The organism is Devosia chinhatensis, assembly GCF_000969445.1.
Taxonomy (GTDB): domain Bacteria; phylum Pseudomonadota; class Alphaproteobacteria; order Rhizobiales; family Devosiaceae; genus Devosia; species Devosia chinhatensis.
Genome location: NZ_JZEY01000054.1, coordinates 1,897,641 through 1,915,766, shown reverse-complemented (window position 1 = coordinate 1,915,766; position 18,126 = coordinate 1,897,641). Strand labels below are relative to the sequence as shown.

Genomic DNA, 18,126 nt, shown 5'->3' with positions numbered 1-18,126 from the left:
AAAAGGGGTCATGCGACTTGCGCCTTGGCCCCAAGTGCCTACACTCCCGAGCGGTTTCAGCCGGGACAGAACGCACACAGTGCTCAATCGTATTTATATCGTGGTCGGCATCTTTGCCATCGTGGTGCTGACCGGCGCCTTCGTCGCGCCGTTCTTCATTCAATGGGGGGACTATCGCGACCGCATGGAGGCGCTTGCCACGACCGTGCTGGGGGCCGAAGTGTACATTCGCGGCGACATTTCGTTCTCCCTGCTGCCCAGCCCGAAACTCGAGTTTACCGATGTGGTAGTGGGAGATATCGAGTCGCCGACCGCACGGGTAGCGTCGGTCGAGGCACAATTTGCGCTCTTCGACTTCCTTCGAGACAATTACAACGTCACCTCGCTGACCCTAACCGGTCCGGTCGTTGATCTGGTGCTCGATGAGAATGGGCTGTTCAGCACCGGTGTGGACCTGTCGGCGGCGGGCAGCACCGTCATCCTTGGCCATGCCCGTATCGCCAATGGCAGCGTGCGTCTCACAGACCTGCGGGCTGACGAAACCTTTGCGATCAGCGGCGTCGATGGCGATCTCCGCCTGTCGAGCTTCGTAGGGCCGTTTCAGTTCCAGGGGGCGCTCGATTACGGCGCGGCGCGGTATGATGTTCGCTTCAATGCGGCCGCCAGCGACGCAGTGGGCGCCAACCGTATTGCGGCCTCGCTGCGTGAAGCGAGTGGTGCCATCGCCGTGACTGCGGACGGTACGCTTATTCCGGGTATGGCTCCCAAGTTCGACGGGACCCTCATCTATCGGCAGATGCCGAATCTGGAGGAAGAGGCCGATGACGTCCGCGGCGCCATGGTACTCGAGAGCCCGGTTTCGGCCTCCACCGACAGGGTCGTCTTCTCGGGATTTACACTGCTCGCCGACGAGAACCGGGCAGGGATGCGGCTGACAGGGACGGCCAATGTGCAACTTGGCGCGCGGCGCAGTTTTGACGCTGTCGTTTCGGGAGGCGTTTTCTCTCTGCCGCCCCGCCCGGCAACCGAGATCGCCGGGCAACTCCCCTATGAGCTTGTCCGAATGCTCGGCGAGCTTCCATCTCCCCCGTTGCCTGCCATGCCTGGAACGCTCGATGTCGACCTCGCCGAAGTGGGGCTCAGGGGCTTTGCCTTGCGTGATTTACGGCTTGACGCCAGCACCGATGGGCAAAGCTGGCAGATCGAACAGGCTGTCGCAAGCTTGCCGGGCGAAACGGAAGTGCGGCTTTCGGGGACCTTGGTCAGCGAAGGAGGACGTCCGGGTTTCAAGGGTGACTTCTCGCTGGTTTCTCGGCGGCTGGACGCGCTTGCCCAGCTTTGGCGCCGACCGGGGGATAACAACCCTCTGTTCAACCAACCCGGTTCCCTTACCGGACGCCTGTTGCTGGCTGGAGATGCCTTTGGCTTGACGAACGGTCGCATGGAATTTGCCGATCAGACCCACGCGCTGGAGATCAGGCTGGGTTTTGGCGACGAAAAGCGCCTTGATAGCGTCGTCCAGCTGGGCCGCCTCAATGCTGCGCAGACCGAGGCGTTCGCGGCCCTTCTGCCGAACGCGACCGCAGATGGATCCTTTGCAGCATCCTTTCCGGAGGGAAGTTTCGCCGTAAACGCCCAGGCCGTGGACGTACTTGGCCTGACGGCCGAAGCCTTTGCCATCGAAGGGCAATGGACACCGGAGGAGCTGCGTTTGTCGCGGCTTGCCACCAGCGGCTGGGGAGGGCTCTCCTTTGATGGCCGACTGCGACTAGCCGGGGCTCTCACCGCGCCGCGGGTGACTGGTTCGGGTCAAATGTCGGTTTCTGCCGCCGACAGCGAAGGCCTGATCGCCCTCTATGAAATGGCCGGCGTCCCGTATGGTTGGCAGGAGGGTTTTGCGGGCCTATGGCCGGGGTCACTGCAATTCGTGCTCTCCGATCAGGATGACGGTATCGGACAGGTTCTGACGCTCGGCGGCGATGTCGGCGCTGCAGCGCTCGACTTGAGGCTGGAGATGGCGGACGGCCTCAGCGAACTGGAGACTGGAGACCTTCAGGTCGCCTTGTCGCTGGAAGGCGAGGATGCCCTCGCCGTTCAGGAGCAGTTCGGCTTCGGCGCCGTGCCGCTGTTCGATGGAGAGGGCGCGATCCTGGCCAGTGTGTTTCTCGAGGGCAGGGGCGGAGAGGGCTTCGAGGGGCGTGCCGCAGTCAGCCAGGAGGGGCAATCGCTGAGCTATTTCGGTCATGTCGATGTCGCCGAAAGCGGTGAAATCAGTGGCGAGGGCACGCTGGATGTGTTGCTGGACGCCGGTAACGGCCTGGCCAGCCTGGCGGGCGTTACGGACGTTGCCTTACCCGCCATGGAGGGTGCGGCCGGCTTGAGGTTCACAGGCTGGCAGGACTTGACCTTTGACGACATCGCAGGCGTTAGCGGCGATACCGCTTTTGTCGGCCGCGTTTCCAAAAATCTGCTCGGCCAGCTCCCCACGTTCACTGGGTCGATACAGGCCGATAGCGTCGACCTGCGCAGCCTCGCGGAAGCGTTGTTCGGCGCTGTCGCGATTGATGTCCCTGGCGATGGTGTCTGGCCGGACGGTCCGCTTGCCGTCGATGCGCTCATGCACACGTCGCGTGGCGACATTTCCTTTACGGCAGGCGCGCTGACGGCCAATGGCTCTCCAATCCTTGGATCGACGCGGTTCGGGTTTGCCTGGACCCCTGATCGTGTCTCCATCGAGCAGTTCGTGGGCGCGGCTGGCGATGGAGAGGTCAGTTTCAACGTCAGCCGCTGCTGTGCCGGTGCCCTGACCGACCGTACGTTGTCAGGCCGGGTTGGGCTGGATGACGTCGACATCGGCGCGCTGAGCGTGCCAGGACTTGTCTTGGGCGTCTCCGGAATTATCGATGCCGGTGCTCAGTTCGAGGGGACCGGTGCCAGCCTTGCGAACGTCATGCGGGCGCTGAGCGGTGAAGGCAATTTCTCCGTGACCGATTTCCAGGCCAGCGGCCTGTCTCCGAGCGTGTTCGATACCATAGCGGGGATAGACGACGCCTTGACCCTAGAGCCGGACGCTCTGGAAACGCTGATCGGCATCGGTCTTTCCAGTGCAGGTTTTGCCGCTGAAGACGCGCGCGGTGCTTTTACCGTTGCCGGTGGGGTCCTGCGTATTGCGAATGTGATTATCGACGGTGATGGCGGCCGGCTGGCCGGTAGCGTCGGGCTGGCTTTAAGCAGCCTTGGACTGGATGGAAGCTTTGTGCTCACGCCACGGAACTTCAGCGACCCTTCAGGCCTCGTGGAGCCTGAAACCGCAAGGATCATCGCCCGAATAGCGGGCACGCTGGTGCAGCCGGCAGTGACGCTCGATCTGGCTGAAATTGTCGCGGCGGTCCAGGTGCGGGCCAACGAACTCGAACTGGAGCGGCTCGATATTCTGCGCCTCGAGGACGAAGCGCGGCAACGTGCAGCAGCCGAGGAACGCAATCGCCTGGCCGAGGAGCAGCGCCGACGGGCGCAGGAAGAGGCCGCGCGACGGGCAGCTGAAGAAGAAGCGCGACGATTGGAAGAGCAGCGAAGTCTTGAGGAACAGGCGCCGGCCGATGTGCCGGTCCTGCCGCCCGGCGCGCTTGATCTGGGTTTCCCGCCGGTCGTCAATAATCCGCAGATCTAGTAATTCGCGCTGCGGCGCCGCTCAAGGTTGGGGGCGATCGCGGTACCAGGCCAGTACGGCCAGTCGAACGGCGGACGAGAGATTGGTGGTGCGACGAGTTTCGTCGATTTCACGCACAAGCCCCGCAAGGCTCAACTCACGTGCTCCAGCCATGGCTTCGAGTCCAAGCCAGAAATCGGGCTCCAAGGCGATGGATGTCCTGTGCCCGGCAATGGAGAAGGAGCGCTTTTCCATGCCTCCCTCAGCGCCTAGGGTTTCTTGCGGAACGCATCCAGGCTGACGACTTTTTCACCCTTGGTCTCGTCCCCGGACTCGGCTTCTTCTTCTGTCGCAGCATCGGCGGCAGCTTCAGCGCCTTCCTCGTCACGCGTCGCGGTGGCAGGATCGAACTGCAGGCCGAACTGCACGGAGGGATCGAAGAAGCCCTTGATTGCCGAGAAAGGCACGACCAGAAGCTCGGGCTGACCGTTGAAGCTCAGGCCCACTTCGAATGTACTTTCGGTGACCTTGAGGTCCCAATATTGGTTCTGCAGCACGATGGTCATTTCCTTGTCGTACTGCTTGAGCAATTCTTCCGACAGCCGTACGCCCGGAGCGCGGGTGGCAAACGAGATGAAGAAGTGGTGCTCACCCGGCAGACCGGTGCGCGAGACCTCTGCCAGAACCTTGCGCACGACGCCGCGCAGGGCTTCCTGGGCGAGAATGTCGTATCGCATGTGGTCTTCGGCCATAATGCCCTTCACTCCTTTTCGGTGCGGGAGAATCCCGAACGGCCCATATCAGCCCTACGTGCCGAGAGATTTCAAGGACAAAGGCGACAAAGGTGAACAAGATTGGATGAAGTGCAGGCTTCTGTTGCCAGGTGCCTGCGAACCCCGCCTGCCGCCCGGCTAGGAGCGGAGGACTTTAATTCCCAGTGCTAGCACCGCTTACGCGGCGAGAGCGACCGGAGCCTTATTGTTGTCATTAGCAACTATAAGTTTCGGACCGATAACGGTGGTACCTCACCGAGCAAAAGCACACTCTTTACGCCCTCGTCGATCCTGTTTCGTCCCCATTGGCTTCCCCGGTAGGGAAGATGGTGGAGACGCCGGGTACTGCCCCCGGGTCCGATGGGTTTATTACAATGACCGTTTATTGCCATAGCCCTTGCGAGCACCCCTTATATAGGGGAGGCGCAGGTGGGATGCAAATGCCCGGGACAAAGAAAAAGTCCGGCGTGGATGACCACGCCGGACTGTGTCGTCGACTGCTACCGAGCCTATTGAGCCGGCGCAGGTGCCGGTTGAGTAGCCGGGGCAGGCGTTGCCGGGGCGGTCGGCTCGACGGGGGCAGGAGCCTCCGTGCCGATGGTCGGGGACAATTCCGAGCCATCTTCGAGCGTAATGCTCGGAGCGACGGTTTCCTCGATGCCCAAGCCGTCGAGGGCAGGAGTGTCGGTCGTGGCCGGAACCTCGACGCTCGAAGCCGGCGGCAGGGGCGTGCCGAAGGTGGTGCTGGCCGCAGGCAATTGCCCATCCGAACCGAAGTAACGGAAGAAGGCGCTGTCCGGGGAGAGCACCATGGTGGTGCCGGAATTGGCCAGAGCTATGCGATAGGCTTCCATAGAACGGTAGAACTCGAAGAATTCCGGATCCTGGCCATAGGCGGCCGCAAAGATGCGGTTTCGTTCGGCGTCGCCCTGACCGCGGATGATTTCGGCATCGCGGGTGGCTGCGGCGACAATTTCCACGGCCTGACGATCGGCAATAGCGCGCAGGCTCTGGGCCTGTTCCTGACCGCGGGCGCGGAGCAGGGCGGCTTCTGCCAGACGTTCGGCACGCATGCGTTCGAACGTGGTGGCGGAAACATCGGCATCAAGATCGGTGCGCAGGATGCGCACGTCGACAATGTCGAGACCCAGTTCGGCAAGGTCCGGACGGATTAGGTCGCGGGTTTCCTGCATCATCTGCGTGCGTTCATCCGAAAGAGCATCAGTGAACTCGCGCAGACCATAGACCTGGCGCAGGGCGGCATCAAGACTGGCCCCGATACGCGCTTCGGCCACGGAAAGCTGGCCGGTGGCGCGTTCGCGGAACAGGCGGGCATCGGCGATGCGATAGGTCAGGAAGGCATCGACCTGATAGAAGGCGTTGCCCGACACCTGAACGCGCATATTGGCGATGTCATAGCGCAACAGCCGGTCGTCGACGATCTGCACGCTATCCACGATATCGGTCGGGATCTTGAAGTAAAGGCCCGGCTCGGTGCGGATATCGGTGATCTGGCCGAACCGCATGACGATGGCCTGTTCGCGTTCGTCGACGATATAGATCGAGGAGAAGAGGACGTAGAGCGCGCCGACAATGACGGCGCCAATAATGAAGAGACGGTTTGTCATGGTCAGTTCCCCGTCGTGCTGTTAGCGCGCGAGCGCAGTTCAGGGAGCGGCAGGTAGGGCACGACGCCCTGACCATTCTGGCCGTTCTCGATGAGGACCTTTTCCGATCCGCCGAGCACTTCTTCCATGGTTTCGAGGAAAAGGCGCTGACGCGTGACGTCCGGCGAATTCACATACTCGGCGTAGATAGAATTGAAGCGTTCCGCCTCACCGGTGGCTTCCTGCACCACGCGGTTGGTGTAGGCAGCGGCATCTTCGCGGGCAGCCGCCGCTTCACCGCGCGCATTACCCAGCAGGGTATTGGCGTAGGATCGGGCTTCTTCCTGAAGGCGGGTTTCGTCCTGGCGGGCGCGCTGAACTTCGTTAAACGCGTCGATGACCTCTGCCGGTGGGCTCGCGTTCTCGATCAGGATCTGGCTGACAGTGACGCCGAGGCCGTAATTGGTCAGAGTGTTCTGCGTGATCCGCAGCACATCAGCCTGGATACCGGCACGGTCGTCGGAATAGACCTCTTGAGCCGGACGCCGACCGACGACTTCGCGCATGGCGCTTTCGGCAGCGTAGCGGACGAGGCTGTCCTGATCGCGGACATTGAAGATGTACTCGGTCGGGTCGCTGATGAACCAGAACACGGAGAACTGAACATTGACGATGTTCTGGTCGCCCGAAAGCATCAGCCCGTCGCTGGCGCCCGCGCGGGTGCCACTGGCATTGGCCACGCCGATCTGGATCTGATTGACGGTGGTGACCACGCGCTCGACGGTGTCGACCGGCCACAACATGAAGTGCAGGCCCGGGCCGGACAGTTCCGGCTTGGGCTTGCCGAAGCGCAGCTCGACACCCACTTCCTGCGGATTGATGGTGTAGATGGAATTGACGCCCCAGAATGCGAGCAGCGCAAGCACGCCGCCCACGATGGCCCAGCGTCCACCGGGCACGCCGCCCTTGAACTGATCCCGGCCCCTGTTCAGAATGTCTTCGAGATTGGGAGTGTTGTTCCCACCGGGACGACGTGGGCCGCCGCCACCTCCGCCACCGCCTGGGGCCTGACCCCAGGGGCCGCCGTTATTGCGGCCGCCTCCGCCTCCATTATTCTCCCAAGGCATCGCATTCCTTTCGGTGTCTAAGAGAAAACTGTGATGCCATATATAAGCAAGGCGCGTGCACGATCAATGCGCGCTACCGTGATAGCGCTCATAGACCTCGATTGAGTAGGCCGCCTCATCCTTTTCCGAGCGCGGTACATCCGGTCGGTCGACAATCGCCCAAGTTTCCGGGTCTATCGCGGGAAAAAAGACATCCCCCGGTGGCTCGAGGTCCACGCGAGAAATATAAAGGCGATCCGCCAATGGCAGCGCCTGCGCGTATATGTCGCCGCCGCCTATCACCATGATCTCGCTCTGGTGACTGGCCTCCGCCAGCCTGTGGCCAGCTGCAAGCGCCTCCTCAAGGTTGTGATGGATGATGACATCCGCCGGCGCATAATCGTGCTGCCGTGTGACGACAATGTGGGGGCGCCCCGGCAAAGGCTTGGAAAACGTTTCGAATTGCTTTCGGCCCATGATTATGGGTTTGCCCATGGTCGTTTGCCTGAACCAGGCGAAATCAGACGGGATCCGCCAAGGAATGGTTTGATGCGCACCGATTACGTTATTCCGTGCTACGGCAGCAATCAGGCTGATCTTGATCGTCATGACTGGCTCAAGCGTGCCAGCGCTTCACCCTCGACCCTGACCTTGGTCCATTCGTCCTGCATGACCCCGCCCTGGCTTTTGTAGAATTCGATGCTCGGTTCGTTCCAGTCGAGAACCCACCACTCGAAGCGGCCAAGGTCTTCGCGTATGCAGCGCTGCGCCAGGTTCACCAGGAGTGCCTTTCCAATGCCTTTGCCGCGCATGGCGGGGTCGACATAGAGGTCTTCAAGCCAGATACCGTGGCGGCCTTGAAAGGTCGAATAGGTGTAGAACCAGAGCGCAAACCCTCCCGGCCTGCCATCCCATTCGGCGATTTCACAGAACACTTTCGGATCCGAGCCAAACAGATCGCGCGTGATGTCCGCAGCACTGGCCTTTGCCTCATGCGCCAGCTTCTCATACGCAGCCAACGCCTTGATGAATTCGACGATCAGGTCGGCGTCGCCGGCCATGGCCGGGCGGATGGTTAGGTCTTTGTTCGCTGTCACGACGTCCACCAGGTTATCCCCGCAAGAGCGGGGACGTCTGTTTCATTCCGGGGCTTGCGCTTTGTTGGGCCTGGCCCTGCGCAAACACATGATCGCAGGATGCCTCAATAATCCATGTCATGTCGTTCCAGGATCAGGATTTCCAGCTCGCGTTCGGGCCAGAAATTCTCCTCGACCATTTCAAATGTGGTGGGCCCGATTTTTCTGACATTATTGCCGCAGAAGGAGACGAGGTTTCGCTCGTCGCCCTTATCCACGACGAGGCGAAACTTTTCGATGCCGCCACCGGCCCAATTGCCACCCGTGCTGAGAATGTAGGAAATCCAGCTCTCGAAAAATGGGGCCGACCAGACCTCGTCAGGATTCTTCAGCGTTTTTCTGACAGCCGCCAGAAATGCCTCGTCGGTGCAGTATTTGCGCGCGTAGTCGGCAGCCGGGTCGTAATTCTCATAGGGTTCGGACAGGAAGCTGACGCCGGTGGTGCCGCCGACGCTGGGCTTGTAGCGATGTTCGACGGTGACCCGTTCGCCGGCGGGGAAGGTGGCTTCCCACGTATAGGTGGCGCGATAGGTCCAGTTGGGCCAGTGATGCGTCTCCATGCCCTCGCCGACATCGTAGATGTCCGGAATGGCGAGGCCCAGATGGAGCAGTTTCGCGGTGGTTTCTTCGTCCAGTGCATCTACGGCTGCAATTGCTTCATCGCTTATGGACACGATGGGCAGGCCGAGTTGCCGGATCAGATCCGTGCGGTCGACACCGGCGGCATATGCATATTCGTGCAGCACTGCCTCGACCGGCTCTCCATTAAAGGTCGTCTCGAACTCAAACAGATTGTCCAGGGGGCCTGTCGGAAAGGCATCCGGAGTGAAATGGCTCGGTGTTATGTCAGGCATTGGAAAGGCGACGAGAAGCGACTGATCCTGATCGCTGTCATTGCGGAAGACATACGTGACGCGGATTTCATCACGCGAGATGTAAAGGTCTTCGCTTTCCATGGCGATTTCGCCGTGGCTGATAAACTCCAGCCCGCCGGTGGTCAGGACCGCGGCCGTGTCATTGGCGAAAGCTGGTGACGCGGAAAACACGATTGCGGCAAGTATAGCGTTTCTCATCCCGAACCTCCCGGATGTGCTGCCTTGGTGTATCACGACAGTCCGAATTGGACAGTGCAAACCTTTACGGAGTGCTGCCAAGGTATTGAAACCACTTGCGCTCCAGCGCCGTCTCGAGATCGATGTCGTTGTGGCGGGCAAACAGCAGCAGCATGGCCAGAACGTCCGCTGCCTCGTCTTGCATGGCAGTCCGGATGGTCGGCATATCCGCTCCTTTGAGGCGTGCACGGGATGTCGTCTTAAGATATTCAGCAACCAGCTCGCCCAGTTCTTCCTGCACCTTGAGCAGATACCAGTCATCGTCCCGAGCGATGACGTTACGCGATGCATAAATGTCGGACACTTCCGAAAGCAAATCGGTGAGCTCTGCAAGCGAGCGGCTCATACGGCGACGGCGGCCTTGATATGAGGATGGGGATCGTAGCCGTCGAAGGCGAAATCTTCGAAGACGAAATCCTCCAGGTTCCTGCGTTCCGTGTTCATGATCAAGCGCGGCAAGGGACGTGGCTCCCTGGTCAGTTGCAGTCGGGCCTGTTCGAAATGGTTGGAGTAGAGATGCACGTCGCCAAAGGAGTGGACGAAATCGCCGACGTCCAGATCGCATACCTGGGCTACCATGTGGGTGAGGAGCGCGTAGGAAGCGATGTTGAAGGGGACACCGAGGAAGGTGTCGGCGGAGCGCTGGTAGAGCTGGCAACTCAGCTTGCCGTTGGCGACATAGAACTGGAAGAGGCAATGGCAAGGCGGTAGTGCCATCTCGTCGACTTCTGCGGGGTTCCAGGCGGAAACGATGTGACGGCGGCTGTCCGGCTTGGTCTTTATGGAATGAATGACATTGGCGATCTGGTCGATCTGACGGCCATCGGGAGCAGGCCATGACCGCCATTGGCTGCCATAGACCGGGCCAAGGTCACCATTCTGGTCGGCCCACTCATCCCAGATCTTGACGCCATGCTCCTGCAGCCAACGCACATTTGTCTTGCCGCGGATGAACCAGAGCAGTTCATAAATGATGGACTTCAGGTGCAGCTTCTTGGTCGTCAGCAAAGGGAAACCCTTCGCGAGGTCGAAGCGCATCTGGTAGCCGAACAGGCTGCGCGTCCCGGTGCCGGTCCGATCAGCCTTGTCTGTGCCGTGTTCGAGAATGTCGGAGAGAAGTTGAAGATAGGGCTGCATGAGCGAAATCTAGCGCGATTCGGCCCGAGCGAAGCGCGTGCAGGGCGAGTTCTTCACCGTTGACAGATGCGGCAATAGAATACCGCATTTGTTCCTGTCAGGATGTGTGTGTCTCAAGGCTCATCCTGAAAGAAAAGGATAGTGCGATGAGCCCGAGACTTCGTCCGTTGAGACCTCGCGAGGATATGCCGGACTTCGTGCGTCTGGCACTGGAGACAAATGGTCTGCGTGCCCGTTACGACGCGCGGCCGCCTTATCAGCGAAACGATTACCTGCTCTGGATCAACAAGGCGCAGCGCGATGAGACAAAGCGGAAGCGGCTCGCCCAGATGCTGGACGAACTGAAGACCGGGGGCGTCTACATGCGGATGAGATGGAACGGCTAGGCCAGGGCGCTGTAGAATTCGGTCTCGTCACGTTCCCAGGTGTGGGATTGGTCGATGTGGGCAAGGGACCAGGCGAACATTTTCTGCATTTCGCGCAGGTCGCGCGCAGCCACGGCTTCCTCGAGCAATTCGTTCATACGCATCTTGGCGGGGAGGTGGCCCTCTGGTCCGACCCGCTCGAATTCCACCGAGATGCCTGCTTGGACCCATGCACCGACTAGGCCTGCAAATTCCTCCGAGACGAGGAATTCGGAAAATCGCAGCACCAGGATAGTGATGGTGTCGTTGTTGAAAGACTCCGAGCGGATCACGACACCACTGCGCTCGGGATGCCATTCCGGCCCGAGCTCGGGGAGAAAGAACCAACCGCAGTAAAAGCCCCGGCACACCTGCGGCCGCACATCGTAGACCGTGCAGCCCTTGTCCGCTGCACAGTGCGCGCAGAGCGTATTGGCAGGCTTTTTAAGGGTTTCGACGCGGATTGGCGCGAAGGAACAACAGGCAGTGCATGTGCCGCAGCTTCGTCCCTCCAGAATAGTCATCGACACTGATGCGCCTCCTGCGGTGTCTCCGCTGGGAAAAAGCTAGGCGGAAAACTCCGATGATGTCCAGCGTCAGGCCTACCGGACGAACTCATCCTCCGCATAGCCCTGCAGGTAGAGAAGAGCTGTCAGGTCGCCGTGATCGATCCGCAGGCCAGCAGCGTCCGCCACGGCAGGCTTGGCATGGAGGGCGACACCGAAGCCGGCGACGCTGATCATGTCGAGATCATTCGCCCCGTCTCCCACCGCCATGGACTGGTCGAGGGAGAGGCCGCGTTCGCTGGCGAGAGCCAGCAGGCGCTCGCGCTTGGTGTTCTTGTCGACAATCGGTTTGGACACTGTGCCGCTGAGTCGATCCCCGTCAAATTCGAGAACGTTGGCGATGGCTTCGTCAAAGCCGATGCGCCTGGCGAAATAGTCGGCAAACAAGGTGAAGCCGCCGGACACCAGCGACGTATAGGCGCCATATGCTTTCATCGTATGCACCAGGGCGCGGCCCCCAGGCGTCAGGGTTATCGTCTCGCGACGAACTTCCTCGATCACGCTGCGCTCCAATCCGCGCAGCAGCGCGACGCGCGTATCCAGCGCCTGGCCGAAATCGAGCTCACCACGCATGGCGCGATCGGTGATTTCGGCGACTTGCGGCTTGAGGTCGAGGGCTGCGGCAAGTTCGTCTATGCATTCCTGCTCGATCATGGTGGAGTCCATGTCGGCCACCAAAAGCAGCTTGCGGCGCCCCTCGGTCGGCACGACATTGGCATCCACGGCCCTGCCCAGAAGACTATCGCGCGCGATTTCCAGTGCGTCGGAAGCCTCTGGCTCGATGATGTCGCAGGCAACGCCATGGTTTAGCCAGTTGAGTTCGCCGCCCGTTTTTGCGACCACGGCGGCAACAAGCGCGGGGCTCAGTTCGGGGTCTGCAGGATTGGCGATCAGGGACAGAACCGGCATGATGGCTGAAACTTTCGGAGACGTGCGGTGAGCGACCAGAGACGCGCTGTGCTGATAGCGGGTCCCACTGCCAGCGGCAAGTCGGCCCTGGCTCTGGCCAGAGCCCGGCAGTCGGGGGGCGTGATCGTCAACGCCGATTCCATGCAGGTCTATGACACACTTCGCGTTGTCACCGCCCGTCCCAGCGTGGAGGAGGAGGGTATGGCCGAACATGCCCTTTATGGCGCTGTACCGGCAGGGCAACGATTTTCGACGGGGCAATGGGTGCGCGCAGTGACTGCGCTGATTGCTCAAGTTGATCCGGAGCGTGAGGTCATTTTCGTCGGTGGAACAGGACTTTACTTCGATGCCCTGACAAGCGGATTCGCGGACGTGCCCGATGTGCCGGCGTCTGTCGTGCTCGTGGTTCAGCAAGAGATCGATGCCTTGGATGAGGCAGGCCGTATGGCGAAGTTGCTGGCGGAGGATCCAGATACGGCCCGACGCCTCAAGGTCGCCGACCCCCAAAGGGTCGTCCGCGCTTTGGCCGTCAAGCGCGCCACCGGGCAGCCAATATCCCATTTTCAGCAGGATCAGCAGCCTGGGCTGCTGGATGACTGGCATATCGAGAAGACCATTGTCTGGCTCGAGCGTGAGGTGCTTCGTGCCCGGATCGCCAAACGTTTTGAAGCCATGTTCGAAAGTGGGGCTGTCGAAGAAGTCGAAGCGCTCATGGCACAGGGGCTCGATCCCTCTCTGCCGGCGATGAAGGCCATCGGCGTGCCAGAAATATCGGCCTGGCAGGCGGGCCGCATGACGCGCGCCGAAGCCATAGACCGCGCAATTATCGCTACGCACCAATATGCCAAGCGGCAGCGGACCTGGTTTCGCAACCGAATGGCAGATTGGCCGCGCCTGGAGATGGAAGCCAGGCCGCTCTAGACGATCTCAAGCGGTCGCAGCAGTCCCAGGCGTTCGCGCATGGCAAATCGGGCGACCAGAAGAACGGCCACGAATGCCAGGCCTGCCGCCAGACCGAGCCAGATGCCCACGCCGCGCAGCTCCAATACGAAGCCCATCAGATACGCTATGGGCAGCCCCACGCACCAATAGCCGAAGATGGCCATAAGCATCGGGATCTTGGTGTCGCTGAGCCCCCGCAGCGCATGCGCTGCCACGACCTGAGCGCCGTCGACAAGTTGAAACAGGCCGGCGATGGCCAGGAAGGACGCGGCCAGAAGCAGGGCATTGGCATTTTCTGGCACGCTCGGATCGAGGAAGACGGAAACGATCGCGGGGCCGAAAAGAATAAAGCACATCGCCGAGACGGCCATGAAGCAGGTGCCCAGGGCGAAGCTCATCCAACCGGCCTTGCGAATGCCTTCGGCGTCCCTGCGCCCATAGGCGATGCCGACCCGCACGGTGGCGGCCACACCGAGCCCCAAGGGGACCATGAACGCCAGCGAAGCACATTGCAAGGCGACGGCGTGCGCTGCGAGTTCGTCGGTCCCGAGGCGTCCCATGAGAATTGCCGCAGCGGCAAAGAGACTAACTTCGGCCAGAACGGTGAGGCCGATAGGCGTACCGATTTTAAAGATTTCGCTGAAGCGCGGCCAATCCGGCTTCCAGAACCGGATAAGAATGTTGAACCGCTTGAACCGACGATGCCGCAGAACATAGGTGAGCATGGCCGCGAGCATGAACAGGTTGGTGATGACCGTGCCAATGGCCGCGCCGCGCAATTCCAGGCGCGGCAGCCCGAAATGGCCGAACATCAGAAGGTAATTGGCGCCTGCGTTCAGCATCACTCCGCCGACGGTGATCAGCAGGATGATGCGGGTGGCGTCGAAGGTCGAGAGCAGGGATCGCAGTACGATGACGCCCATGGCGGGGAATAGCATCAGCACCGCGATCTGAATGTATTCCTCGGCGCGGGCCGCCAGGATCGGGTCCTGGCCGAGCCAGCTATACACCGTCTTGATCTGGAGAATGACTGGTGCAAGCAACAGTGCCAGGACAAAGGCTGCCCAGAAGCCTTGCCGTACGACGCGGCGAATGGCCTTGATGTCGCGAGCGCCACGAGCCTGTGCGGTGAGCGGCGCAACGGCGCCCACCACGCCGACGCCGAACAGAAAAAGCGGCATGATGAAGCTATTGGCAAGTGTGCCCGCAGCTAGGGCCTGCGGGCCGAGCCAGCCCATCATCAGAACGTCTGTAGCCTGCAAGGCATTCTGCGCCACCTGTGCGATGACCAAGGGCCAGGCCAGCGCAAAGGTGGCACTGAGTTCTGCTCCCCATCCACCCATCTTGGGCGGCAAGGCTTCCCCGGTATCGATCGCCGCGACTTTGTCACTCATTGTCGTTTCTCACACTCGCAGTGCATGCTCTAGTCTAATCCCCATGGCGGGGAAAGGCGTTCCGGCGCAGGGAGATTGGACCGTGCATCACCGCTTTCTCCTGGCAGCAGCCGGAATTGTTGGGGCCTTGGGCGTGGCCGCAGCCGCCAGTGCCTCCCATGCGACGGACTCGCGTAACATGCTGGCACTGGCTGCGATCTGCCTCTCGCATGGCCCCGCACTCCTCGCCTTGGGATTGGCGGGGCACTCGAAGGCATTGAGATATGCGGGCAGCGTTCTGGCCATCGGAACATTGCTCTTTGCAGCTGACCTTGTGGCCCGCGAGAGGCTGGGCCAGGGGTTGTTCCCAGCGGCTGCGCCTATTGGTGGAGCCGCCATGATCCTCGCCTGGGTCGGCATCGCCGTGGCAGGGCTGGCTGGAGCCAAAACAAATAAGTTCAAGAAAGATTAAAATGCGTCAGGAACCTTTGCACGAGCATCTGCATTCTTTCGACCGAGCATCTCGTCGGAGGAATTCCATGCATAAGATCCTGATCATCGCCGCCACCGCACTTTCGCTTGCGGCCTGTACGACCACCCAGCAGGGCGCCACTGTCGGCGCTATCGGCGGCGGTGTGGTTGGTGCCGCTGCCACCGGTGGTAGCCTTGTCGGCACCGCAGTCGGTGCTGGCGTTGGCGCCGTTGCCGGCGCAGCAGTCGGCGACTACCTGCGCGTCCATAACCGCGCCACCAACCAGTGCGTCTACCGTGATCGCAATGGCCGCGAATATATCGACGTCTGCCCGCGTGGCTAAGTCGGTTCCCTATGCCGTAGCGCCCCCTGCGGCGTAAGCGCCTCCAGGCGCCAGACACCCGGTTGGAGCTTCCAGCCGGGTGCTCTTCTGTGTGGAATGATCGATCTTGAAAAAATCCAAACAGCGAGAGATAATGTTCTTACGTGCCACTTGTCTTGCGCTACCTGAACGGCCGGCTTGCCGGAAACTAGGCTACCTCCTGATCTCGTGAATCGTAAGTCCGGTTCAGCCGGATAAACCCTTCCGCCGCATGTTGCGGCACAACAGACCAAGAGGTTTTCTACCATGGCCGCCATCACTGGGACCGTGAAATTCTTCAACACCACCAAGGGCTACGGCTTCATCTCGCCCGACAATGGCGAGAAGGACGCATTCGTGCACATTTCGGCTGTCCAGCGTTCGGGCCTGCAGGGCCTTTACGAGGGCGACAAGGTCAGCTTCGAGCTGCAGACCGGCCGTGATGGCAAGGTTTCGGCCACGGACCTCACCCTGCTGAGCTAAGAGCGGCGGATTTCCATCCGAAGCGCATCAATTTGAATGGGCCCCTTCGGGGCCCTTTCTCGTTGTAACCTAGACTCCTGCAGGCAAGCCATGCCACAGGGCCGGGGATGGAAGATTAGAGGCCAGGCGATGCGTGAATTTCTCAAGAATTGGAGTCCGAAGGTCGAGACACCCTCGGCGCTGCGACAGGCTGGGGCCTTGCCCTATGCCCTGGTCGATGGGCGTATGGCTTTTCTGCTCGTAACCTCTCGCCGTAGCGGAAAATGGATCTTTCCCAAGGGCGCCATCGAGCCTGGTCTTACGCCATGGGACAGCGCCGCAAACGAGGCCCTCGAGGAGGCTGGCGTTTCCGGCGCTATCGAACAGACGCCCGTCGGCAGCTACCGGGCCAGCATCGGCAATGATGGGGTCACGCTTGTGGATGTCGATCTCTACCCATTGCTCGTCACGCAACAGCATGAACATTGGCGGGAAGACAACCAGCGGCTTCGCCATTGGGTGACGTTGTCGGAAGCCAAGCGTCTCCTGGCGGATCGCTCTCTCGGACGGCTGGCTGCGCAATTGCATGCGCGCCATTTCGAGGCGGCTAAATAATCAGATCAAGGATCAGGTAGAGCAGGCTCGAGAGCAGAGCCGCCGCCGGCACGGTCACGACCCAGGCCGCAAAGATGCTGTAGACATGTTGGCGCCGCACCAGCAGGCGCCCTTCGACCTGCCTGGCATTGGCCAGAGCTTCTTCAGGCGTGCCGTTCAACTGGCTCGAATCCACAAAGCGCGCATTGACCGGCACCGAGCTGCCATGAGCATCCCGGCGGGATATGTATTCACGCAGGAAGCCGACGCCAAAGACGGCGCCCACGGCAATATGCGTGGAGGAGACGGGCATGCCCAGAGCCGATGCGACGAGCACGGTGATCGCAGCCGAGAGTGCAGCGCAATAGGCACGGATTTCGTTGAGCTTGGTGATCTGCTCGCCAACCGTGCGGATCAGGCGCGGGCCGAAAAGTGCCAAGCCCAGGGAAATGCCGACTGCGCCAATTGCGAGCACCCAAAGCGGCAGCACGATGCCGGCGACCTCGCCCTGGCCGGTCTGGACCGCGGTGACGATGGCGGCGAAAGGCCCAATGGCATTGGCAACGTCGTTAGCGCCGTGCGCGAAAGATAAGAGCGCTGCCGCTACGATCAGGGGTAGACGGAAAAGCGTTGCGACATGCTTCTTGCGGTTCTCCATGTTTCGCGATTGCTTGCGCACCCAAGGCATGGCCAGGAGCCACCCAAGCGCGGCAAAAACGATACCCAACCCCAATGTGGTCAGGAAGTCCGGTCTCCAGATGCGGCTTAAGCCCTTCGTGGCCAGATACATGGCAAAAATGCCGGTCATGGCGGCGACAAAAATGGGGACCCAGATCCGTGCTGCGGAAATCTTGTCGAGGCGATTGGTGATGGTCGTCTGGATGATGAGGAGGAAGGCAGCTGCAAAGATTCCGCCGAGAACCGGCGAGATGACCCAGCTTGCCGCGATAGTGCCGATCACGCTCCAATTGACGATGGCGAAGCCAGCCGAGGCGATACCCGAGCCCACGACGCCGCCGACCACCGCATGGGTGGTGGATACCGGGGCGCCGATGAAAGTCGCGAGATTGACCCAGAGCGCCGAGGCCAGCAACGCAGCCATCATGACCAGGATAAAGGTCGTCGTCTCGATTTCCGGCGTGAGCAGCAGGTCCCGTGCCACGGTGTTGACTACGTCGCCACCCGCCAGGAGTGCCCCGGCCGCTTCGAAAATTGCGGCGATCACCAGCGCGCCGACCATGGTGAGTGCGCGCGAGCCGACAGCAGGCCCCATATTGTTGGCGACGTCGTTGGCGCCGACATTCAGCGCCATATAGCCTGCAATAGCAGCGCCGATGACAACTATGTAAGTGGAGGGGCCTTGGCCGACCGCGAAACTGGCCCAGACCGCCACGACCAGCAGAAAGACGAGCGCTATGCCTGGTGCGGCCAGCGAACGGCTGAGGTCATGGGTCGCGGTCTCCAGACCGGAAACCCGCTGCAAGTCCTTGTCCAGCGCGCTTTTGCTCATGTCATCGAACTGT

Annotated in this window: 20 protein-coding genes and 1 other RNA gene; 7 read left to right on the top strand and 14 right to left on the bottom strand. The window is 61.0% G+C overall.

Annotation, left to right across the window (positions count from 1 at the left end; genetic code table 11):
- Positions 1 to 79 precede the first annotated feature (79 nt).
- Positions 80 to 3,670: an AsmA family protein gene (locus tag VE26_RS09295; RefSeq protein WP_046104675.1), complete on the top strand. Its 3,591-nt coding sequence runs from the start codon at positions 80 to 82 to the stop codon at positions 3,668 to 3,670.
- A gap of 21 nt (positions 3,671 to 3,691) precedes the next feature.
- Here the strand turns inward: VE26_RS09295 and VE26_RS09290 are convergent, their stop codons facing one another.
- The 10 genes from VE26_RS09290 to VE26_RS09250 all read right to left on the bottom strand — a co-directional run bounded on the left by VE26_RS09290 (position 3,692) and on the right by VE26_RS09250 (position 10,520).
- Positions 3,692 to 3,904, bottom strand: coding sequence for a ribbon-helix-helix domain-containing protein (locus VE26_RS09290; protein WP_046104674.1), 213 nt, complete (start codon positions 3,902 to 3,904; stop codon positions 3,692 to 3,694).
- 14 nt (positions 3,905 to 3,918) lie between these two features.
- Positions 3,919 to 4,401: an SspB family protein gene (locus VE26_RS09285; RefSeq protein WP_046105207.1), complete on the bottom strand. Its 483-nt coding sequence runs from the start codon at positions 4,399 to 4,401 to the stop codon at positions 3,919 to 3,921.
- 110 nt (positions 4,402 to 4,511) lie between these two features.
- Positions 4,512 to 4,866, bottom strand: a transfer-messenger RNA (tmRNA) gene (gene ssrA / locus VE26_RS17435).
- A 65-nt stretch (positions 4,867 to 4,931) separates the two neighbouring features.
- A complete protein-coding gene (gene hflC, locus VE26_RS09280; RefSeq protein WP_046104673.1) occupies positions 4,932 to 6,050 on the bottom strand; it encodes a protease modulator HflC in 1,119 nt (372 codons plus the stop codon).
- 2 nt (positions 6,051 to 6,052) lie between these two features.
- A complete protein-coding gene (hflK, locus tag VE26_RS09275) occupies positions 6,053 to 7,156 on the bottom strand; it encodes an FtsH protease activity modulator HflK (RefSeq protein ID WP_046104672.1) in 1,104 nt (367 codons plus the stop codon).
- Positions 7,157 to 7,219: 63 nt separating this feature from the next.
- Positions 7,220 to 7,744: a dihydrofolate reductase gene (locus tag VE26_RS09270; RefSeq protein ID WP_046104671.1), complete on the bottom strand. Its 525-nt coding sequence runs from the start codon at positions 7,742 to 7,744 to the stop codon at positions 7,220 to 7,222.
- Positions 7,741 to 8,196, bottom strand: coding sequence for a GNAT family N-acetyltransferase (locus tag VE26_RS09265; RefSeq protein ID WP_046104670.1), 456 nt, complete (start codon positions 8,194 to 8,196; stop codon positions 7,741 to 7,743). The genes VE26_RS09270 and VE26_RS09265 overlap by 4 nt, the downstream gene beginning before the upstream one ends.
- Before the next feature lie 140 nt (positions 8,197 to 8,336).
- The gene (locus VE26_RS09260; RefSeq protein WP_046104669.1) at positions 8,337 to 9,344 is read right to left on the bottom strand and encodes a DUF4424 domain-containing protein; all 1,008 of its coding nucleotides are present in this window, start codon (positions 9,342 to 9,344) and stop codon (positions 8,337 to 8,339) included.
- 64 nt (positions 9,345 to 9,408) lie between these two features.
- Positions 9,409 to 9,729 (bottom strand): nucleoside triphosphate pyrophosphohydrolase family protein, encoded by a 321-nt coding sequence (locus tag VE26_RS09255; RefSeq protein WP_046104668.1) that lies wholly within the window; start codon positions 9,727 to 9,729, stop codon positions 9,409 to 9,411.
- Complete coding sequence (locus tag VE26_RS09250) at positions 9,726 to 10,520, bottom strand: thymidylate synthase (protein WP_046104667.1); 795 nt, start codon at positions 10,518 to 10,520, stop codon at positions 9,726 to 9,728. The genes VE26_RS09255 and VE26_RS09250 overlap by 4 nt, the downstream gene beginning before the upstream one ends.
- A gap of 146 nt (positions 10,521 to 10,666) precedes the next feature.
- Between VE26_RS09250 and VE26_RS09245 the strand changes: the two genes are divergently transcribed.
- Entirely contained in the window at positions 10,667 to 10,906 is a 240-nt protein-coding gene (locus VE26_RS09245; RefSeq protein WP_046105206.1) for a YdeI/OmpD-associated family protein, read from the top strand.
- On the opposite strand, the gene VE26_RS17765 is transcribed toward VE26_RS09245, so the two are convergent.
- Complete coding sequence (locus VE26_RS17765; RefSeq protein WP_152658776.1) at positions 10,903 to 11,454, bottom strand: YkgJ family cysteine cluster protein; 552 nt, start codon at positions 11,452 to 11,454, stop codon at positions 10,903 to 10,905. The genes VE26_RS09245 and VE26_RS17765 overlap by 4 nt on opposite strands.
- A gap of 72 nt (positions 11,455 to 11,526) precedes the next feature.
- The gene (gene serB / locus VE26_RS09235) at positions 11,527 to 12,402 is read right to left on the bottom strand and encodes a phosphoserine phosphatase SerB (RefSeq protein ID WP_200897235.1); all 876 of its coding nucleotides are present in this window, start codon (positions 12,400 to 12,402) and stop codon (positions 11,527 to 11,529) included.
- A gap of 24 nt (positions 12,403 to 12,426) precedes the next feature.
- Here serB and miaA point away from each other — a divergent pair, with 24 nt between their 5' ends.
- Positions 12,427 to 13,320 carry a tRNA (adenosine(37)-N6)-dimethylallyltransferase MiaA gene (gene miaA / locus VE26_RS09230; protein ID WP_046104664.1) on the top strand — a complete coding sequence of 298 codons (894 nt, stop codon included), beginning with the start codon at positions 12,427 to 12,429 and terminating at the stop codon, positions 13,318 to 13,320.
- Here miaA and VE26_RS09225 read toward each other — a convergent pair.
- Positions 13,317 to 14,735 carry an MATE family efflux transporter gene (locus VE26_RS09225; protein WP_084620176.1) on the bottom strand — a complete coding sequence of 473 codons (1,419 nt, stop codon included), beginning with the start codon at positions 14,733 to 14,735 and terminating at the stop codon, positions 13,317 to 13,319. The two genes, miaA and VE26_RS09225, sit on opposite strands and share 4 nt — an antisense overlap.
- A gap of 82 nt (positions 14,736 to 14,817) precedes the next feature.
- Between VE26_RS09225 and VE26_RS09220 the strand changes: the two genes are divergently transcribed.
- The 4 genes from VE26_RS09220 to VE26_RS09205 all read left to right on the top strand — a co-directional run bounded on the left by VE26_RS09220 (position 14,818) and on the right by VE26_RS09205 (position 16,624).
- The gene (locus VE26_RS09220) at positions 14,818 to 15,186 is read left to right on the top strand and encodes a DUF423 domain-containing protein (RefSeq protein ID WP_244465649.1); all 369 of its coding nucleotides are present in this window, start codon (positions 14,818 to 14,820) and stop codon (positions 15,184 to 15,186) included.
- Between the two features lie 67 nt (positions 15,187 to 15,253).
- Positions 15,254 to 15,529 carry a glycine zipper domain-containing protein gene (locus tag VE26_RS09215; RefSeq protein WP_046104662.1) on the top strand — a complete coding sequence of 92 codons (276 nt, stop codon included), beginning with the start codon at positions 15,254 to 15,256 and terminating at the stop codon, positions 15,527 to 15,529.
- A gap of 285 nt (positions 15,530 to 15,814) precedes the next feature.
- A complete protein-coding gene (locus VE26_RS09210; protein ID WP_046104661.1) occupies positions 15,815 to 16,030 on the top strand; it encodes a cold-shock protein in 216 nt (71 codons plus the stop codon).
- Between the two features lie 129 nt (positions 16,031 to 16,159).
- The gene (locus tag VE26_RS09205; RefSeq protein ID WP_046104660.1) at positions 16,160 to 16,624 is read left to right on the top strand and encodes an NUDIX hydrolase; all 465 of its coding nucleotides are present in this window, start codon (positions 16,160 to 16,162) and stop codon (positions 16,622 to 16,624) included.
- On the opposite strand, the gene VE26_RS09200 is transcribed toward VE26_RS09205, so the two are convergent.
- Positions 16,617 to 18,113: an inorganic phosphate transporter gene (locus VE26_RS09200; RefSeq protein ID WP_046104659.1), complete on the bottom strand. Its 1,497-nt coding sequence runs from the start codon at positions 18,111 to 18,113 to the stop codon at positions 16,617 to 16,619. The two genes, VE26_RS09205 and VE26_RS09200, sit on opposite strands and share 8 nt — an antisense overlap.
- Positions 18,114 to 18,126: the final 13 nt, after the last annotated feature.

Excerpts from the sequence above, each read along its gene's own strand:
- VE26_RS09290 (WP_046104674.1), bottom strand. The coding sequence starts at position 3,904 with ATGGAAAAGCGCTCCTTCTCCATTGCCGGGCACAGGACATCCATCGCC.
- VE26_RS09285 (WP_046105207.1), bottom strand. The coding sequence starts at position 4,401 with ATGGCCGAAGACCACATGCGATACGACATTCTCGCCCAGGAAGCCCTG.
- hflC (WP_046104673.1), bottom strand. The coding sequence starts at position 6,050 with ATGACAAACCGTCTCTTCATTATTGGCGCCGTCATTGTCGGCGCGCTC.
- hflK (WP_046104672.1), bottom strand. The coding sequence starts at position 7,156 with ATGCCTTGGGAGAATAATGGAGGCGGAGGCGGCCGCAATAACGGCGGC.
- VE26_RS09270 (WP_046104671.1), bottom strand. The coding sequence starts at position 7,744 with ATGACGATCAAGATCAGCCTGATTGCTGCCGTAGCACGGAATAACGTA.
- VE26_RS09265 (WP_046104670.1), bottom strand. The coding sequence starts at position 8,196 with ATGGCCGGCGACGCCGACCTGATCGTCGAATTCATCAAGGCGTTGGCT.
- VE26_RS09260 (WP_046104669.1), bottom strand. The coding sequence starts at position 9,344 with ATGAGAAACGCTATACTTGCCGCAATCGTGTTTTCCGCGTCACCAGCT.
- VE26_RS09255 (WP_046104668.1), bottom strand. The coding sequence starts at position 9,729 with ATGAGCCGCTCGCTTGCAGAGCTCACCGATTTGCTTTCGGAAGTGTCC.
- VE26_RS09250 (WP_046104667.1), bottom strand. The coding sequence starts at position 10,520 with ATGCAGCCCTATCTTCAACTTCTCTCCGACATTCTCGAACACGGCACA.
- VE26_RS09245 (WP_046105206.1), top strand. The coding sequence starts at position 10,667 with ATGAGCCCGAGACTTCGTCCGTTGAGACCTCGCGAGGATATGCCGGAC.
- VE26_RS09225 (WP_084620176.1), bottom strand. The coding sequence starts at position 14,735 with ATGAGTGACAAAGTCGCGGCGATCGATACCGGGGAAGCCTTGCCGCCC.
- VE26_RS09215 (WP_046104662.1), top strand. The coding sequence starts at position 15,254 with ATGCATAAGATCCTGATCATCGCCGCCACCGCACTTTCGCTTGCGGCC.
- VE26_RS09210 (WP_046104661.1), top strand. The coding sequence starts at position 15,815 with ATGGCCGCCATCACTGGGACCGTGAAATTCTTCAACACCACCAAGGGC.
- VE26_RS09205 (WP_046104660.1), top strand. The coding sequence starts at position 16,160 with ATGCGTGAATTTCTCAAGAATTGGAGTCCGAAGGTCGAGACACCCTCG.
- VE26_RS09200 (WP_046104659.1), bottom strand. The coding sequence starts at position 18,113 with ATGAGCAAAAGCGCGCTGGACAAGGACTTGCAGCGGGTTTCCGGTCTG.